Raw genomic sequence first — 16,538 nt, forward strand, 5'->3', positions numbered from 1 at the left:
GGCGCAGCTTGTGGTTTGAGCCCTGCCTGATCTTTTCCTGCGGTGCTGGAGGTGGCGCAAGACACGTTTTGTCTTGCGCCATTTTTTATGGCGACGATGGAAGCGACTGAGCCAGCGCGATGTATTCGGCCGTGCTCACTTCCTCGGCGCGGCGCTGCAGATCGAAGTCGCCGGCATAGCCTTGGGTGTCGAGCCAGGGGCCCAGGCTGTGTCGCATCAATTTGCGGCGCTGGGAGAACGCGGCGGTCACCAGGGCGGAAAGCAGTTTGCGGTCGAGCCGCGGCAATTCTTGCACAGGCAGCGGGGTCATGCGAACCACCGCGGAATCGACCTTGGGCGGCGGATCGAAGGCTTCGGGCGGCACGTCGAGCAGATTGACCATGCGATAGCGCCACTGCAGCATGACCGAGAGTCGGCCGAAATCGCGACCACCCGGGGCGGCCACCATGCGGTCGATCACCTCTTTTTGCAGCATGAAGTGCTGATCGCGAACCTGCTCGGCCACATCCATGAGATGAAACAGCAGCGGCGTGGAAATGTTGTACGGCAGATTGCCAACCAGGCGCAGATCGGTGCCTAGGCTGGCGAAGTTGAAGTCGAGCGCGTCGGCCTCGATCAGTTCCACCTTGTCGGGCGCTTGCTTGCGCCAGCGCGCGGCGAGGTCGCGGTCGATTTCGACGGCGGCCAGGCGGGGAATGCGCTGCAAGAGCGCGAGCGTCAAGGCGCCCAGACCGGGGCCGATTTCCACCAAGCGCTCGCCAGCCTGCGGGTTGATGCAGTCGACGATGCCCTGGATGATCTGTTGGTCGATGAGGAAATGCTGGCCGAAGCGCTTGCGCGCCACATGCGTGGTCTGCGCCGCCCCGCGCGGCCGGGCGGGCGGGTGCTTCATGCTGCCGACCCGCCCCCCGTGGGGGTCAAGGAAACTTGGGGCGGCCCGGCGTTTTCTTGAGAGCCCAGGCCAACGCGCCGATCAGTCATTTTCCGGAATGTGCACATAGGTGCGGGCGCGCACGTCGCGCACCAGCTCATCAAAGTCTTCTGCGGCCTTTTGGCGTTGCAGCACTTCGCGCGCCAGCGCTCGCTTTTGCGACGCTTCGAGCGGTCGCACCGCGCGGTCAACCAGTTGCAGCAGCACGACCTTGTTGCCCATGACGATGGGCGCAGACACGTCGCCCGGATTAAGGCGCTGCAACGCGGCGTCGAGCACGGGGTCGAGCTGCCCGGGCAAGACCCAGCCCAGCGCGCCGCCCTTGGCCGCCGTCGCGGGGTCTTGCGAAAGTTCGCGGGCCTTTTCGCTGAACTGCACCTTGCCGTTTTGCACCGCCTGCGCGATGGAGTCCAGCTCGGCCTTGGCGCGAATGCGCTGCGCATCGGTGCCGGCGCTCAGCACGATTTCGCGCACCTCGCTTTGCATGGCCGTGGTGGGCGCGGCCGTCTCGCCGCTGACCTGCAGCAGCTTCAGGATGTGAAACCCGGCCGCGCTGCGGATGACGGGGCTGATCTGCCCGGGCTGCAGGTTGCGCACGGTGTCGACGAATAGCGTGGGCAGACGGTTGGCCGGGCGCATGCCCAGATCGCCGCCGCGTTTGGCGCCTTCGCCCTGAGAGTCTTGGGTGGCGAGCTGGGCGAAGTCGGCGCCCGCTTTCAGCTTGGCGTCGATGGCGTCGATTTTCTGCTTGACGGCGGCGACTTGCGCCTCGGTGGCGTTTTGCGCCACCGGCAAAAAGATCTGCGCGATGTCATAGGCGGCCTGCGGGCTGGCGGCGGCAGCGTCTTGTTTGGATAGGAACTCGTCGATTTCACTTTCGGAAACCGTCGGGAGTTGCGCCATGCTGCGCTCGCGCAATCGGCTGATGAGAATTTCGCGCTTGAGCTGATCGCGGTAAGTGGTCCAGCCCATGCCCTCTTTCTCGATGGCGCTGCGCAGTTCGGGCACGGTCAGCTTGTTGTTGCTCGCCACCTGGGCGATGGCGCGGTCGAGCGTGTCCTGGTTGACGCCCATGCCGATTTGCTCGGCATATTGCGCCAGCGCCACTTCGTCGATCATCTGGTTGAGCACCTGGCTGCGCAACTGCGCTGCAGACGGCAGTGTGGCGCCAGCGGCCTGCGCCTGCTGGCGCGTGGCTTCGACTCGCAGTTGCAGGTCGTAATCGGTGATCACCTGGTTGCCCACGATGGCAGCAATGCCATCGCTGGTGCGCGCACTGCTGAAGGTGGAGGGCAGCGCGGGCGGCGCTGCCATCGGTGGGACGGTGGCCGCAGCCGGTGCTGGCACCGACAGACCGCCCGCAGCGCCGGGAGGCAGCCGCAAACCCTGCGCCTGCGCACAGACGGCCAGAGAGGCCAGCATCATTGCCAGCAGGGCGCGTGGCGGAAGAGTCTTATTCATAGTTGGCAAAACGGCTCGGGGGCACGTTGGATTGCTTGAGGATCTGATAGCCGGGGATATTCTGCTTGAGCGCCGACAGCGGATTGTTGCCCAGCCGGGAAAAGCCGACGAGTTCGAGCTGGAAAAGGATGCGGGTATAAGCCGTGGCCTGGGTGAGCGAGTTGCGTTGCAGCACGATGCGGCCGATCCAGCAGCCGCCGTCGTATTCGAACCCCAGCAGGCCGTCGTTGAAGCGCTTGTCGAGAATGCTGTAGTTGGCCTGTCCCACCGAATACCAGCGCGGGCTGAGCTGCCATTGCCACGCCGTGTTGATGTAGCGCAGCGGAATCTGGCCCGATGCGGCGCTTTGGTACAGGTAGCTGGTGCTGATGGTTTTATACGGCCCGGGTGACCAGCGCGCGCCCGCGGAGATCTGCTGGCTTTGCTTGAGCCGCATGTTGTATTGCAGTGCGGCCTCCGCACTCCAGTGTGTGCTGAGGTTGGCGCTGGCCAGCGCGAAGGTGTCGTTCAGCCCGGCAGGAATGGTATTGCCGCTGAGCACGACACGCTGCGGCGCGAACAACACCCGTTGCGCCAGGGTGAGTCGCCCGAGTTCGACGCCGGTCTGCGGGTCGAGAAGACGCGAGGTGACGCCGCCGGTGAGGTTGTTGGCGTCGGCGATGCGATCAACGCCAGAAAACACGTTGTCGGTGTAGATGGTCGACAGGTTCAGGTCGAGGTCGGCGCTGTCGAAGTTCGGCAGGTTCTGCTGGTTGCGATAAGGCGTATAGACGTAGTAGAGCCTCGGCTCCAGGGTCTGCGTGAGCGCGTGTCCGAACAGCGAGGTGGGGCGCTCGAATACCAGGCCGCTGTCGAGGCTGAAGGTCGGCACCGAGCGGTCGGCGGTGGTGGCGCCTCCGGTCATGGCGGTGTCGGTGACGTAGCGGGTGAAGTTGAACGACAGCTTGGGCGTGATAAAGCCGCCGGGACGCACCACCGGATAGCTGATCTGCGGGTTGAGGTAGAACCGGTCGCCCGAAATCGCGGTGGGGTTGGTAAAGCGGGTCAGCGCCGAGTCGAACTGCCAGCTCAGGCCGCTGTAGTTCGCGCTTTGCAGATGGGTGTAGAGCTGGGGCTGCTGGTTGTAGGGCACGCCGATCGGAGCCGCGGTGTTTTGCAGCGTCTGCCAGCGGTTGACGCTGAGCTGCAGATAGCCCAGCGGCAGACCGTAGGTGAGGCTGCCTTGTTGCGGCAGGGTGCGATTGGAGCCGATGACCGGGTTGACGCCGCCGAAGTCTTGCCACCAGTTGTCGTCGGACACCTGCTGGTAGTTCACCGCGTAGCTCAGGCCGTGGCCGAGGCCGCCGTTCTGCTGCACATAACCGGCCCAGCGACTGTTGCCGCTGTCGCTGCTGTCGGAAGGCAGCAGGTCGAACTGGCTGCGGCCCGAAAACGTCGGCTCCAGCCAGCGCGTGGCCAAGCTGCCCATGAAGCCGCGACGCAGAATGACCCGCGGCGTGAGCGTGGCGTCGTAATTGGGCGCGATGTTCCAGTAGTAGGGCACGGCGAGGTCGACGCCATTGCGGCTGTCCACGCCCAGCGTGGGCGGCAGCCAGCCCGACTTGCGCGCATCGCTCAGTGGAAAGCTGGCGTAGGGCAGCGGCAGGATGGTGGCGCCCTTGAACACCACGCGGGCGTCGCGCGCCACGCCGGTGTTGTCGGCCAGGTTCAGGTCGAGATGCGTGGCCTGCACGAACCAGTCCACCGGGCTGGCGGTGCAGGTGGTGTAGGTGGCGTTGTCGGCTTTGAGGTGGTCGCGACCGAGAAAGTCGATGTTGTCGGCGTGGCCGTGCCCCTGGGTGACGCGAAAGTAATAGTCGGCGTCGGGCATCTGGCCGCGATAGGTGTCGAGCTGCATGCGCAGCGCCGGGCCGGTGAACAAATTGCCGTCGCGCAGCACCCGCACGTTGCCGTTGGCCACGGCCTCGTTCTCGACAAAGTAGTAGCGCAGGCGGTCGGTCTTGATCACGATGCTGTGCTTGCGCAGTTGCACGTCGCCGGTGGCGTGGACATAGATATTGTTCTGTCCGGTAATTTTGTCAGCGATGACGAACAGCGGCTCGAAGGCCTCGGCCTGCGCAGGCAGGCGCTGCAGCAAATCCAGGCTGGGCGTGAGCTGCAGCGGGGCGGAGGCAGGTGTTGCCTCCTGCGCCTGCGCCGTGACATCCCAGCCCAGTGCGAGCGCCAGCATCAGCAGAGTGAGGCGCGGAAGGCGGCGGGACGGCGGGGGAAAAGGCACGGGGATCAGGTGGGAGGCGGGCTTATATCGGCGAACCGCGGCGGATCGCCCGGCCAGTCGATCGATTCGGGCCGCGCAACGGTGCCTAAAATGCCAGCGGATTATAGGGAGTGCCCCCAGACCTGCCGCGTTCGCGTCAGCCCCCGAGGGGAATGAGAAAACTTGGGGCGCCCCTGCGTTTTCTCATGAGGCCATTCTCCCTGTCTTGTCTGTCCCATTCCATGCCCGCCACCGACCCCGACACCCGCGCCCAGGCCCTGCAACATTGGTTGCAGGACATCGCCCCGGCGCACCAGTTAGAGCTTGAGAGTCTGCAGCCCGCTTCCAGCGACGCCAGCTTCCGCCGCTACTTCCGTGTTCAGGCGGCGGGCGGTTCGCGGATCGTGATGGACGCACCGCCGCCGATGGAAAACGTGCGGCCCTTCGTGCGCATCGCCCAACTGCTGGCCGAAGGCGGCGTGCAGGCGCCGCAGGTGCTGGAGCAAGACGTGGCGCAGGGTTTTTTGTTGCTCACCGATCTGGGGCAGACCACCTATCTGCAGGCTATCAATGCCCAGCCTGATCGCGCCGACGGCCTGATGCGCGACGCGCTCGGCGCGCTGGTCTCGCTGCAGCGCATCGACGGCGCGGGCGTCGTGCCGGTTTACGACGCCGCCCTGCTGCAGCGCGAGCTCGATCTGTTCCCGCAGTGGTTCGTGCAGCGTCACCACGGCCATGCGCTCAGCGACGCGCAACGCGCTGCGCTGCAGGGCCTATTCGCCGCACTGATCGCCAACAACCTGGCGCAACCGCAGGTGTTGGTGCACCGGGACTGGCACAGCCGCAATCTGATGGTCACGCCCGAGCGCAACCCCGGCGTGCTCGACTTTCAGGATGCAGTGATCGGCCCCATCACCTACGACCTGGTCTCGCTGCTGCGCGACGCCTATATCGCCTGGCCCGAAGAGCAGCAGCTCGACTGGGCCATCCGTTACTGGGAGCGCGCTCGCAAAGCGGGGCTGCCGGTGGCGGCCGACGCCGCCGACTTCTACCGCGACCTCGACTGGATGGGCCTGCAGCGCGCGCTCAAGGTACTGGGCATCTTCGCCCGGCTGTATCACCGCGACGGCAAGGCGCAGTATCTCGGCGACCTGCCGGTAGTGCTGAAACACACCCGGCTGGTGGCGGCGCGCTACGGCGCCTTCAAGCCGCTGCTGCAGTTGCTCGACCAGATCGAGCGGCGCAGCCCACTGGTGGGCTACACCTTCTGAACGTGAACAGTCTGCCCAAGCGCGCCATGATTCTTGCTGCCGGACGCGGGCAGCGCATGCGGCCCCTCACCGACGCTTATCCCAAGCCCCTGCTGGCTGTGGGGGGCAAGCCGCTGATCGTCTGGCAGATCGAACGATTGGCCGCGGGCGGCTGGCGCGACCTCGTCATCAACACCGGCTGGCTGGGGGCGCAGATTCCCGCTGCGCTGGGCGACGGCAGCGCCTGGGGCGTGCGCCTGCGCTACTCGCCCGAGCCCGCGCAGGCTTATGAGACCGGCGGCGGCATCGCCACCGCCCTGCCCCTGCTCGGCGCCGCGCCCTTCCTCGTGGTCAGCGCCGACATCTACACCCCATTCGATTACGCGAGTCTGCACGCGGCGGCCGAAACCCTCGCAGCCGATCCGCAGCGCACCGCGGCGCATCTCGTTCTCACCCCCAACCCCGAGCACAACCGCAGCGGCGACATGGCGCTGGACGCGCAGGGCCGCATCCGGCGCGAGGGCGCGCGGCTGAACTACGGCAATATCGGCGTGTTTCATCCCGCGCTGTTCGCGGGGCAGCCCCGGGCGCAGTCCTGGAAGCTGTTTCCCTGGCTCTATGGCGCAGCCGATGCCGGGCGGGTGAGCGGCGAAGTGTTCAGCGGCCCCTGGCACAACGTCGGCACGCCCGAACAATTGGCCGCGCTGGATGCGCAATTGCGCGGCGCAGGCTAGGCTTGCATCCATTGCCTTTTTCGAACACGCTCATGCCCGATTCCAATCTGCTCGTCCGCTGCGCCACCCGCCGCGCTGAAGTGGTGCGCCAGCTCGCCGCCGCTGGCGGCGGCGTGGCCCTGCTGCCCACCGCACCCGAGGCGATGCGCAACCGCGACGCCGACTATCCCTACCGGCACGACAGCTATTTCTACTACCTCACCGGCTTCACCGAACCGCACAGCCTGCTGGCGCTGCAGGTGACCGCTTCGGGCAGCAGCCGCAGCGTGCTGTTCTGCCGCGACAAAGACGTGGAGCGCGAAATCTGGGACGGCTTCCGTTGGGGCCCGGAAGCCGCGCGCGAGGCCTTCGGCTTCGACGCGGCCCTGTCCATCAACAGCCTTGAGACCGAGCTGCCCAAGCTGCTCGCCGACCAGCCCGCGGTGTGGTGGCCCTTCGCCGTGCACGCGGGGCTGGAGACCCAGGTGGAACGCTGGCTGGCGGCCGTGCGCGCCCAGGCCCGTGCCGGGGTGACCGCGCCGCGCACCCAGCACGATCTGTGCGCCATCCTCGACGACATGCGGCTGTTCAAAGATCCGTATGAACTGGACGTGATCCGCCGCGCCTCAACCATCTCCGCGCAAGGTCACATTCGCGCCATGCAGGCCAGCCGTCGCGGCCTGCTGCAACCGCCGTCGCAAGGGCTGCGCGAATATCACCTCGAAGCCGAACTGCTCCACACCTTTCGTCAGGGCGGATCGCAAGCCCCGGCCTATGGCTCCATCGTCGCCGCGGGCGCCAATGCCTGCGTGCTGCACTACCGCGCCAGCGACGCTCCGGTGCGCGCGGGCGACCTGGTGCTGATCGACGCCGCCTGCGAGCTCGACGGCTACGCCAGCGACATCACCCGCACCTTCCCCGCCGACGGCCGCTTCACCGGCCCGCAGCGCGCGCTGTACGACGTGGTGCTCGCCGCGCAATCGGCCGCGATTGAGGCCAGCGTCGAAGGCGCCCGCTTCACCGACCCGCACGACGCCGCCTTGCGCATTCTGGCGCAGGGTCTGCTCGATCATGGCCTGATTGCGCGCAACGCCGCGCCCGATGTGGACGCCGTCATCGCCACCGGCGCTTACAAGCGCTTCTACATGCACCGCACCAGCCACTGGATGGGCATGGACGTGCACGACTGCGGCGACTACGCCGAGCCGGGGCAAGCGATCGAAATCCAGCCCGACGGCAGCCGCAAACGCCCCGCGCGCATCCTGCGCGAAGCCATGGTGCTCACCATCGAGCCGGGTCTATACGTGCGCGCGGCCGACGACCTGCCCGCCGAATTCCACGGCATCGGCATCCGCATCGAAGACGATATCGCCGTGCGCGCTGACGGCCAGCCCTGCGAGGTGCTCACCGCCGCCGCCCCTAAAACCGTGGCCGACATCGAGGCCGTGATGCGGGGTTGAGCGCCCGGGCAAGCGGCCTGTGATGCGTTCGAGAGGTCTCGGCGGCGCTGCAGCAGAATCCACATGGCCATCTTGGCCACGCGCAACCGCTCGCGGCGCATCGACAACAAATCCAGGGCGTGAACGGCGGGTTTCGCCTCGCGGATTATTGAGCTATCCGCAGCGCTTGGGCATCACCCAAATCACACCACCCGATGCCCCAGCGCGGGCAGGCTTTCGCGGTGTCTGGCGATGCGGTCGTGATCCAGGGTGGCGGTGACCACGGCCTCGCCTTCAGCCTGCATCGCCAGCACGTCGCCCCAAGGGTCGATGACCATGCTGTGGCCCCAGGTGCGGCGGCCGTTTTCATGCGCGCCGCCCTGCGCGCTGCCCACGACGTAAGCGAGGTTTTCGATGGCGCGGGCGCGCAGCAGCACTTCCCAATGCTTTTCGCCGGTGGTGTGGGTGAATGCGGCGGGCAGCAGGTAGGCATCGCACGCGGACGGCTGCGACAGCGCCCGAAACAGCTCGGGAAAGCGCAGGTCGTAGCAGATGGTCAGACCCATGCGCCAGCCTTCGCAGTCGAACGCCACGGGTTGGGCGCCGGGGGTGATGCTGTCGGCTTCGGCGTAGCGCTCAGTGCCGCGCTGGAAGGCGAACAGGTGCATTTTGTCGTAGCGCGCGGCCAGTTCGCCCGCGGGGTTGAACACCAGGGTGGAGTTGAGTACGCGGTTGGGGTCGGGGCTTTCCAGCGGCAGGGTGCCGCCGACGACCCACAGGCCGAGGCGGCGGGCGGTGCTGGCAAGAAAGTCTTGAATCGGGCCGCTGCCGGGTTTTTCGCGCACGCGCACTTTGTCGGCGTCGGTCTGGCCCATGAGGCAGAAATATTCGGGCAGCACGGCCAGCCGCGCGCCTTGGGCCGCGGCCTGTTCGAGCAGGCTTTGGGCGCGTTGCAGATTGGCGGCAACGGAGGTGCCGGAAACCATTTGAAGGGCGGCGATTTTCATGGCGGCATGCAGTGAATCGGTGGATGGCCCCAGCTTACGTCAGGGCGTGGCGGGCGTGGCGTCTGCGGGTTTGGGGGCGTTCAGCGAGGCTTCGGTGACGATGGGGGTGAGCCAGGTGCCGGTGATGTCGTACACATGGGTGAAGGCGCGCGCCAGGGGTTCGCGGGCGATGTATTGCGCCAGGAAAGTGCCCAGACCGATGACGGGGTTGATCAGGGCATAGGCCAGCGAGGCCGCGCCAGCGTTGATGTTGGGCACGACGACCACGCGTAGATTCTGCGTTTCGGCGGCCAGGTTGGTGCTGCCTTCGATGCGCACCGAAGCGGCCACACCGCTCATGCGGAAGTCGCGGGTGGTGGCGATGCCGCTGGCCACGTTCACGTCGGCGTCGACCTTGTCGAAGGCGAAGCCGGACGAGAACAGGTCGCGGAAATCGAGGGTGAAGCGGCGCGGCAGGCTTTGCAGGCTGAGCACGCCCAGCAGCTTGGCGATGCCGGGGTCGGCCTTGAGAAATTGGCCCTGCCCGAGCTGCAGATTGAACTGCCCGTCCAGGCTGGGAAAGTCCAGACTCAGCGGCGAGCCCAGCCAGGCCAGGTTACCGCTGATGTCGCCCTTGCCGCCTTTGAGCAGGCCCGGTTTGCCCAGGGTGGCGAGCAGGCTGCCGGCGTCAAGGATGTCGAGCTTGAACTGCATGGTCGTGCGCCGCGCGGGCGAGGCGGAATCGGCGCTGCCGGGCACAGTGAGTTGCGAGCCCACGGTGGCCCAGGCGCCGCTGCCGGTGAGCACGCCGCCGGGCGCGGAGAGCTGGAAGTGGGTGAGCTGCCACACCTTGCTGTCATCGACCCGGCCGCGGTTGACGGCCTGTACTTCGAGACGGGTGAAGTGATGGCCGTGCAGATCGACGTTGTCGGCCACGATGTCCAGCGCGGGAATGCTCTTGGGTTGTTCGTCGAGCAGGTTTTCCACGTCGGAGTCGCTCGACTTGGGGAGTTCCAGCCGCGCCAGCCGGGCGCTCAGGGTGCCGGGGTTGTTGCCGCTGCCGATCTGCCAGCCGATATAGCCCGACATCTGGCGCGAATTCACATTGGCCTGCAGCAGATCGCCGCTGCGGTTGCCGCCGACCACGACCTGATTGATCACGCGGTGCATCAGCGTGAGGCGGCCGATGTCCAGCGCCGCGGTGGTGGGCAGCAGCCCGATCAGCCCGCGGTCACTGTTGCCGCGAAACACCACGGGCGTCTGCGCCGAGGTGTCGGGCAGCAGGGGTTTGATTGCGGCTTCCCAGGCATCGAGATCGAGCAGCGGCAGTTGCACATTGGCCTGCACGCCGGAGCTGGGTTGCGGCAACGCGGCCTGCGGGCCGATGGCCAGTGCGCCGCTGAGCACGCGAAAATCTTCTGCCGACGCGCTGGAGCCCGCTGCCGCGGGCAGCGGATCTTCCAGCGCGTAGCGGGCGCGGGCGATGCCGCCCAGGTCGATCTGCACCGTATTGCGGCGGGCGCCATTAGTGGCGGCGGGCAGCGGGGTGCGGGTGTAAAGCAGCGACTCGGGCGCGTCCGCAGGCTTGCCCAGCGGCGGCGGCAGGTTGATGGCGACGCCCACCAGATTGCTGCGCAGTTCCAGCGTGGGTTCCGGTGAGGTGCCGGGCTGCGCGGCTCCGGGCGGACTGGCGCTGCGACGCGGCTGGGTGATGCGCAGGGTATAGGTGGACTGGCCCTGCAACACTTTGCCCAGCGTCTGCATCCACTGCGGCTGGGCGGCGCGCAGCCCGGCGCTGCTGAAGCCGCCGCTGGCCAGCAACTGCAGCGGCTCGCCCGGTTGCTGGCCGCCGCTGAGTTGAACCGCGCCGCCCAGCACATCCGGAGCCCTGAGCGCCACACGGAAGCCGTCGTGGGTGAAATCGACCGTGCCGCGCACCTGGTTGAAGCGGGGCAGATCGCGGCTCCACAGCACGTCCACGCCTTGCAGCGTGGCCTGCCCCTTGACGGTGGCGGCCTCCATGTCGCCGAGCGGGAGCTTGAGGGCGATGTCCAGCGCCATCGGCCCTTGCGCCTGGACGTGGTCGAACACGCCGCCGAGTTGCCGGTTGACCGGGCTGTCGAGCAGGTAGCGCAGCGCATCGCTGGCGGGCGCCTGCGCCTTGCCGCTGATGCTCAGCACGCCGCGGTTGAAACTGGGCAGGCTGCCATTGACCGCGCTGAGCCGCGCGCCATACGCCTGCGCCGAGGCGTTGCGCACGCCGAGGCTGTGCGAGGTGATGAGCAGCTGGCCGTTGACCTGGGTGAGTTCCGGCCACTGCGCGTTGGCGTGCACCGTAGCGGCGCTGGCGGTCTGCCCCGGCGGCAACAGGCTGCGCGGCGCGTAGTTGAGCACGCCGTCCTCGATCTGCGCGCTCACCTCGAAGGTGCCGCCAAACGAGCCATCCTTGGCCGGGACGTCGAAGGGGAAGTCTTCGAGCGGGCCCTTGACCGCAAACTCCACGTTCTGCGCCCTGCCCGCGGCGATGGCGCTGCGCAGGTAGTCGCGGGTGTGCAGGGGAATGTCGATGGGCAGATAGCGCCACACCGCGCGGGCGTCGGCGCGGCTGAGCTGCCCCTGCAGGTCGATGCTGCCCATGCCTTTGGCCGCGCCGCGCCAGCTCAGCGTGGCCTGGCCCGCCGCGTCGGCGTTGGCGAAATCCATGCGCTGGGCGTTGACCAGCCACTGCCCGGTTTTGTCGCGCTTCCAGTCGAGGTCGGCGCGCAGGGTGTCGAAGCCCAGCCGGGCCGGGGCGTAGATCAGCGGCAGATCGAGCGCGCCGCCGCGGCTGAGCTGGATTTGCGCTTTGCCGCCTTGCTGCGTCGCGGTGAGCGTGCCCGAGAGTCCGCTGACGCCGGGCAGATCGGCCGGGAGTTGCAGCGCCTTTGCGGCCGCCTTGCCCCGGTCGATCAGCGGGCGGGGGTTGGCCGGGGGCGTGAGCTCTCCGCTGCCTGCCGGGCTGTTCCAGCGCAGGTCGGCAAACTGGGTTTGCAGTTGATAGCTCGGCGGCAGGCCGGTGGGTGCCACGCCCTTGGGCCAGCTCGCCTGCGCGGTGAACGCGGCGACCCGGCCCTGCGGCTGCAGGGCGGCCAGCCGCGCGTGCCACAGCGCGGGCAGCGGCAGGCGCTGTGCCAGGGCCGAGAGCGTACCCAGGTCGAGCGCGCCAGTCTGCAGCCGCGCCTGCGTCGCGCCGCCCTTGGGCTGCTGCCACTGCCAGTCGATGGTGACGGGCGCCAGGCTTTGGCCTTGCGCGGTGCGGAACTGCAAGTTCTGCAAACTGGCGTTTTCGCCACCGGGCAGCGGCGCCCAGGTCATGCGGGTGGATAAGGTGTCGAGCGCGAAGGGGGGTAATGAGGCAGGCAAGGCGGGCGGTAAGGGGCCGGGGGTCTTGCTGGGGGCGAGCTGCAGGGCGACGCCGCGCAGCGCCAGATCGGCGGTGAAGGCGGTGGGCGCGGCTTTGTCGAGCTGCGCCCAGGCGCGCACGGAGCCGCGTCCGGTCTGTGTGGTGGCGGGCAGGGTCAGCGGCAACTGGGGCTGCAGCGCGGCGAGATCGACATTGGATGCCTCGCCGTACAGCGTGCCCTTCCAGCGCGAAAAATCGGCGGTATGGCGCAGAAAGAACGGTTGGCGGAAGCTGGCGCGCAGATCGATGGGGCCGCCGAAGCCGGTCGGCGGCGTGGCGGTGAGCGCGGCGCGGTGGGTGAGCAGGGTGTTGCGCAACAGCAGGTTGACCTGGGTGAGCGGCAGCGGCGGGGCGTGCTGCGCGGCGTTTTCCCAGGTAAGACTGCTATCGAGAATCAGGATTTCGTCTTGCCCGAACAGCCAGTCGGCGAACTGCTGCGCGGCGTCGCTTTGGCCGCTGCTGTTCAGCGCGATGCGTATGCCGCCGATCTCCAGATGGTTGGCGTCGGGCCGGGTGACGGTGAGGTCGGCGCCGCGGATCACCAGTTGATCGAAGGTGGGGGTGAGGCGGGTCAGGCTTTTCCACGAGGGCGTGGCTTCAACGGCGGCGAACTGCAGCGCGGGCTGGCCCTGCGGGCCGTCGATACGCACATCGTGCAGGGCGAACTGCGGCATCAGCCCGTGCCATTGCGTCTGGATCGCGCCGATATGCACCGGCAGCCCCAGCGCCTGGCTGCTGACCTGCTCGACCCAGGGACGGAACTGTTGTGCATTCGGCAGCACGGCGTAGCGCAAGGTCAGCAAGCCCGCGCCGAGCACGAAATACACCGTGAGCACGAGCAGAACAGCCGCCTCAAAGATGCGGGTGGCGGCGCGCAGCGAAAGATGGAGCAGAGACAAGGCAGATGCGCTGGGAGAAAAAGCGAAGTAGGAGCGAAACGTCGGAATCGATGGTAGTCAAACGCCATGGCGCTCCCTGCCGGAATGACCGGGATTTGCGCCGCGTCTTCGATTCCTGCGCTGGGGCGTCAGACACTGGTGAGGCCCGGTGCAGCCTTGTCTGCGCTGGCCTATGCTCCGCCCTCATCGCAGTTGCAGGATGGCCCCAATGGAGTTGTCGCAGTTTTCACGTTTTTATCGTCGTCATGTCGGCCGGTTCGACGAGGTGCTGGCCTGCTGGCCGCAGGGCATTCCCGCGCGGGGCGAGATCGACGCCGCCATCGCCGCCTTGCACCAAGCCGGCGCGCCGCTTCCTGCGGTGCTGCGACGGGTGCGCAATGCGCTGATGCTGCGACTGATCGAATCCGATCTGGCGGGCGCGCCGCTGGAGGCCATCTGCATCGGCATCAGCGATCTGGCCGAAAGCGTGGTGGCGGCCGGGTTGCGGGCGGCGCATGCCGAGCTGCAGCCGCGTTTTGGCGCGCCGCGCACCGAGACCGGCGAGGCGGCGCAGTTTCTCGTGGTCGGCATGGGCAAGCTGGGCGGGCGCGAGCTCAATGTGTCGTCCGACATCGATCTGGTGTTCGTGTACGACGAAGACGGTCAGACCGATGGCGCCGTGCCTCTGAGCAACCGCGAATACTTCGGCCGCGTGGTGCGCGCCTTCGTGCCCTTGCTGTCGGACGTGACGGGCGACGGCTTCGTCTTCCGCGTCGATACCCGGCTGCGGCCCAACGGCGATAGCGGCCCGCCGGTGGTTAGCCTGGCCATGCTGGAGGAATATTTTCTGGTGCAGGGGCGCGAGTGGGAGCGGTTTGCCTGGCTCAAGTCGCGCGTGGTTTCGCCGCTCGACACGCCTCAGGCACAGCGCGCCGCGCAGGGGCTGGCGGCAGTGGTCGAGCCCTTCGTCTGGCGGCGCTATCTCGACTTCGGCATGCTTGAAGCCCTGCGCGCGCTGCACCGGCAGATTCGCGCCGAGGCCACCAAACGCGCCGCCGCCCGGCCCGACAAAGCCAACGATGTCAAGCTGGGCCGGGGCGGTATTCGCGAAATCGAATTCACGGTGCAACTGCTGCAGGTGGTACGCGGCGGGCGCATGCCGCAGATTCGCGAAAGCGCCACCCTGCCCGCACTGCAATTGCTCGTTGCCCATGACCTGCTGCAGGCTGAAGCGGCCGAGCGGCTGGCGTCGAGCTACCGCTTTTTGCGCCGCCTGGAACATCGCATTCAATACCTCGACGACGCGCAGACCCACAGCATGCCGTCTGAAGACGCCGACCTGCACGCCCTGGCCTGGTCGATGGGCTTCGTCGATGACGACGCCAGCCAGCGCGCTGGCTGCCCCAAGGGCTGCAAGCTGTTGCGCGAACTCGACAAGGTGCGCGAATTCGTCGCCAGCGAGTTCGACGCCTTGCTGCATAACGGTCCGCAATGCACCGGCTGCAGCAAGCCGCCAGAAAGCATGGACGCGGTGCGGCATCGGCTGGCCAAGGCCGGCTTGGCACACGACGCCATCGTCGCGCGGCTCAAGGCGCTTGAAACCTCGCCGCGCTACAGCGCTTTGAGCGACACCGGGCGGCTGCGGCTGCTGCGCGTGCTCGACCGGGTGATCGGCATGGCCGCCGAGCGCGCCACCGCCGAAGTGTGCCTGACCCGCGTCATCGACCTGCTCGAAGCCATCGGGCGGCGCGAAACCTATCTGGCGTTTTTCGCCGAGCAGCCCGCCGCGCTGGCGCGGCTGTGCAATGTGCTCGAAACCTCGGCCTGGGCAGCCGATTACATCAAGCGCCACCCCGCCGTGGTGGACGAACTCATCACCCCACCGAGCGAGCGCTTCAACGCCGCGGACTATCGGCTCGGCTTGCTGCGACACCACGCGCAACTGGCGGAGCGCGGGCGCTGGGATGCCGGCGAGGGCATGGACTTGCTGCGGCAAGGCTTTCACGCCGAAATGTTCCGCACCCTGTCGCGCGATCTGGCCGGGTTGATCAAGGTCGAGCAGGTGGCCGACGAACTCTCCGCTCTGGCCGATGCCACCGTGCAACTGGCGCTGGAATGGTGCTGGAAGGAACTGCCGCAGCGCCACCGCGAACAGCCCGCCTTCGCCGCGATCGCCTACGGCAAACTCGGCGGCAAGGAGCTGGGCTACGGCAGCGATCTCGACATCGTCTTTCTCTACGACGACAGCGCGGACGGGGCGCAAGAAATCTACGCCGCCTTCGCCCGCAAGCTGGTGTGGTGGCTCACCGCGCACACCGCCGCAGGCCGTCTGTTCGAAATCGACACCCGGTTGCGCCCCAACGGCAACGCCGGGCTGCTGGTCACTAGCGTCGAGGCCTTCGACGCCTACCAGCGCGGACGCGGCAGCAACACCGCGTGGACCTGGGAACATCAGGCGCTCACCCGGGCGCGCTGCTGCGCGGGCGATCTGGCCATCGGCGCGCGCTTCGAGGCCATCCGCACCGCCGTGCTCACCACCCGGCGCGATGCGGACGCGCTGCGCACTGAAATCCTCGCCATGCGGCAGAAAGTGGCCGACGGCCACCCCAACCCCAGCGGCCTGTTCGACGTCAAGCACGACGCAGGCGGCATGGTCGATGTCGAATTCGCCGTGCAGTATCTGGTGCTGGCATACGCCGCCGACTACCCGCAGCTCACCGCCGATCTCGGCAACATCGCCCTGCTCGGCATGGCCGAGGCGCTGGGCCTGCTGCCCGCCGGGGTCGGCCGACCCGCCGCCGACGCCTACCGCGAACTCCGCCGCATCCAGCACCGCGAACGCTTGGCCGGGGCCGACGCCGCCCGCGTGGCCGCAGACACGCTGCAGGCCCAGCGCGCCGCGGTGCAGGCGCTCACCAACGCCGTGTTCGGCGCGCAGCGGGTGGCGCAAGAGGCCGAGGCGTAGGCGAGTTCGGTTTGCGCCCCGGTCTTTCTGTTCAGGGTAGCTGAACAGAAAGACAGAATTTATCAATTTTCCTTACCTAAAGCCGCCCTTAGGATTACTCCTGCCGTCGGCTTATGCAGGGCGGTCCTCTTGTTGCGGCGGCCTGAGCAAGGTTTCGCAGGCTGCCGCTCCCCTTCGATCTGTTGCAGCAGACTTCCGTGCGAAAGCCCCAAGCCG

General features: G+C 67.5%; 9 protein-coding genes. 4 read left to right on the top strand and 5 right to left on the bottom strand.

Going from position 1 to position 16,538, the window contains the following annotated elements; genetic code table 11:
- Positions 1–85: 85 nt before the first annotated feature.
- The 3 genes from rsmA to ABT24_RS04100 all read right to left on the bottom strand — a co-directional run bounded on the left by rsmA (position 86) and on the right by ABT24_RS04100 (position 4,670).
- Complete coding sequence (rsmA, locus tag ABT24_RS04090; protein WP_276706869.1) at positions 86–892, bottom strand: 16S rRNA (adenine(1518)-N(6)/adenine(1519)-N(6))-dimethyltransferase RsmA; 807 nt, start codon at positions 890–892, stop codon at positions 86–88.
- An 81-nt stretch (positions 893–973) separates the two neighbouring features.
- Positions 974–2,392, bottom strand: a complete 1,419-nt coding sequence (locus ABT24_RS04095; protein ID WP_276729311.1) for a peptidylprolyl isomerase — start codon at positions 2,390–2,392, stop codon at positions 974–976.
- A complete protein-coding gene (locus ABT24_RS04100) occupies positions 2,385–4,670 on the bottom strand; it encodes an LPS-assembly protein LptD (protein ID WP_276729308.1) in 2,286 nt (761 codons plus the stop codon). The genes ABT24_RS04095 and ABT24_RS04100 overlap by 8 nt, the downstream gene beginning before the upstream one ends.
- A 221-nt stretch (positions 4,671–4,891) precedes the next feature.
- Here ABT24_RS04100 and ABT24_RS04105 point away from each other — a divergent pair, with 221 nt between their 5' ends.
- From ABT24_RS04105 to ABT24_RS04115, 3 genes are read left to right on the top strand one after another with little or no spacing between them, the layout of a single operon-like run.
- Positions 4,892–5,920, top strand: coding sequence for an aminoglycoside phosphotransferase family protein (locus ABT24_RS04105; protein WP_276729306.1), 1,029 nt, complete (start codon positions 4,892–4,894; stop codon positions 5,918–5,920).
- 26 nt (positions 5,921–5,946) lie between these two features.
- Positions 5,947–6,633, top strand: coding sequence for an N-acetylmuramate alpha-1-phosphate uridylyltransferase MurU (murU, locus tag ABT24_RS04110; RefSeq protein WP_276729419.1), 687 nt, complete (start codon positions 5,947–5,949; stop codon positions 6,631–6,633).
- Between the two features lie 32 nt (positions 6,634–6,665).
- Positions 6,666–8,072, top strand: a complete 1,407-nt coding sequence (locus tag ABT24_RS04115; protein WP_276729304.1) for an aminopeptidase P N-terminal domain-containing protein — start codon at positions 6,666–6,668, stop codon at positions 8,070–8,072.
- A gap of 182 nt (positions 8,073–8,254) precedes the next feature.
- Here the strand turns inward: ABT24_RS04115 and ABT24_RS04120 are convergent, their stop codons facing one another.
- The gene (locus ABT24_RS04120) at positions 8,255–9,058 is read right to left on the bottom strand and encodes a carbon-nitrogen hydrolase family protein (RefSeq protein WP_276729302.1); all 804 of its coding nucleotides are present in this window, start codon (positions 9,056–9,058) and stop codon (positions 8,255–8,257) included.
- Positions 9,059–9,097: 39 nt separating this feature from the next.
- The gene (locus tag ABT24_RS04125) at positions 9,098–13,378 is read right to left on the bottom strand and encodes a YhdP family phospholipid transporter (RefSeq protein WP_276729300.1); all 4,281 of its coding nucleotides are present in this window, start codon (positions 13,376–13,378) and stop codon (positions 9,098–9,100) included.
- Positions 13,379–13,586: 208 nt separating this feature from the next.
- Here ABT24_RS04125 and glnE point away from each other — a divergent pair, with 208 nt between their 5' ends.
- Entirely contained in the window at positions 13,587–16,322 is a 2,736-nt protein-coding gene (gene glnE / locus ABT24_RS04130) for a bifunctional [glutamate--ammonia ligase]-adenylyl-L-tyrosine phosphorylase/[glutamate--ammonia-ligase] adenylyltransferase (RefSeq protein WP_276729298.1), read from the top strand.
- The last annotated feature ends 216 nt before the right edge of the window (positions 16,323–16,538 follow it).

The sequence above is a fragment of the Thiomonas sp. SCN 64-16 genome (genome assembly GCF_001725585.1).
Classification (GTDB): Bacteria; Pseudomonadota; Gammaproteobacteria; order Burkholderiales; family Burkholderiaceae_C; genus Thiomonas; species Thiomonas arsenitoxydans.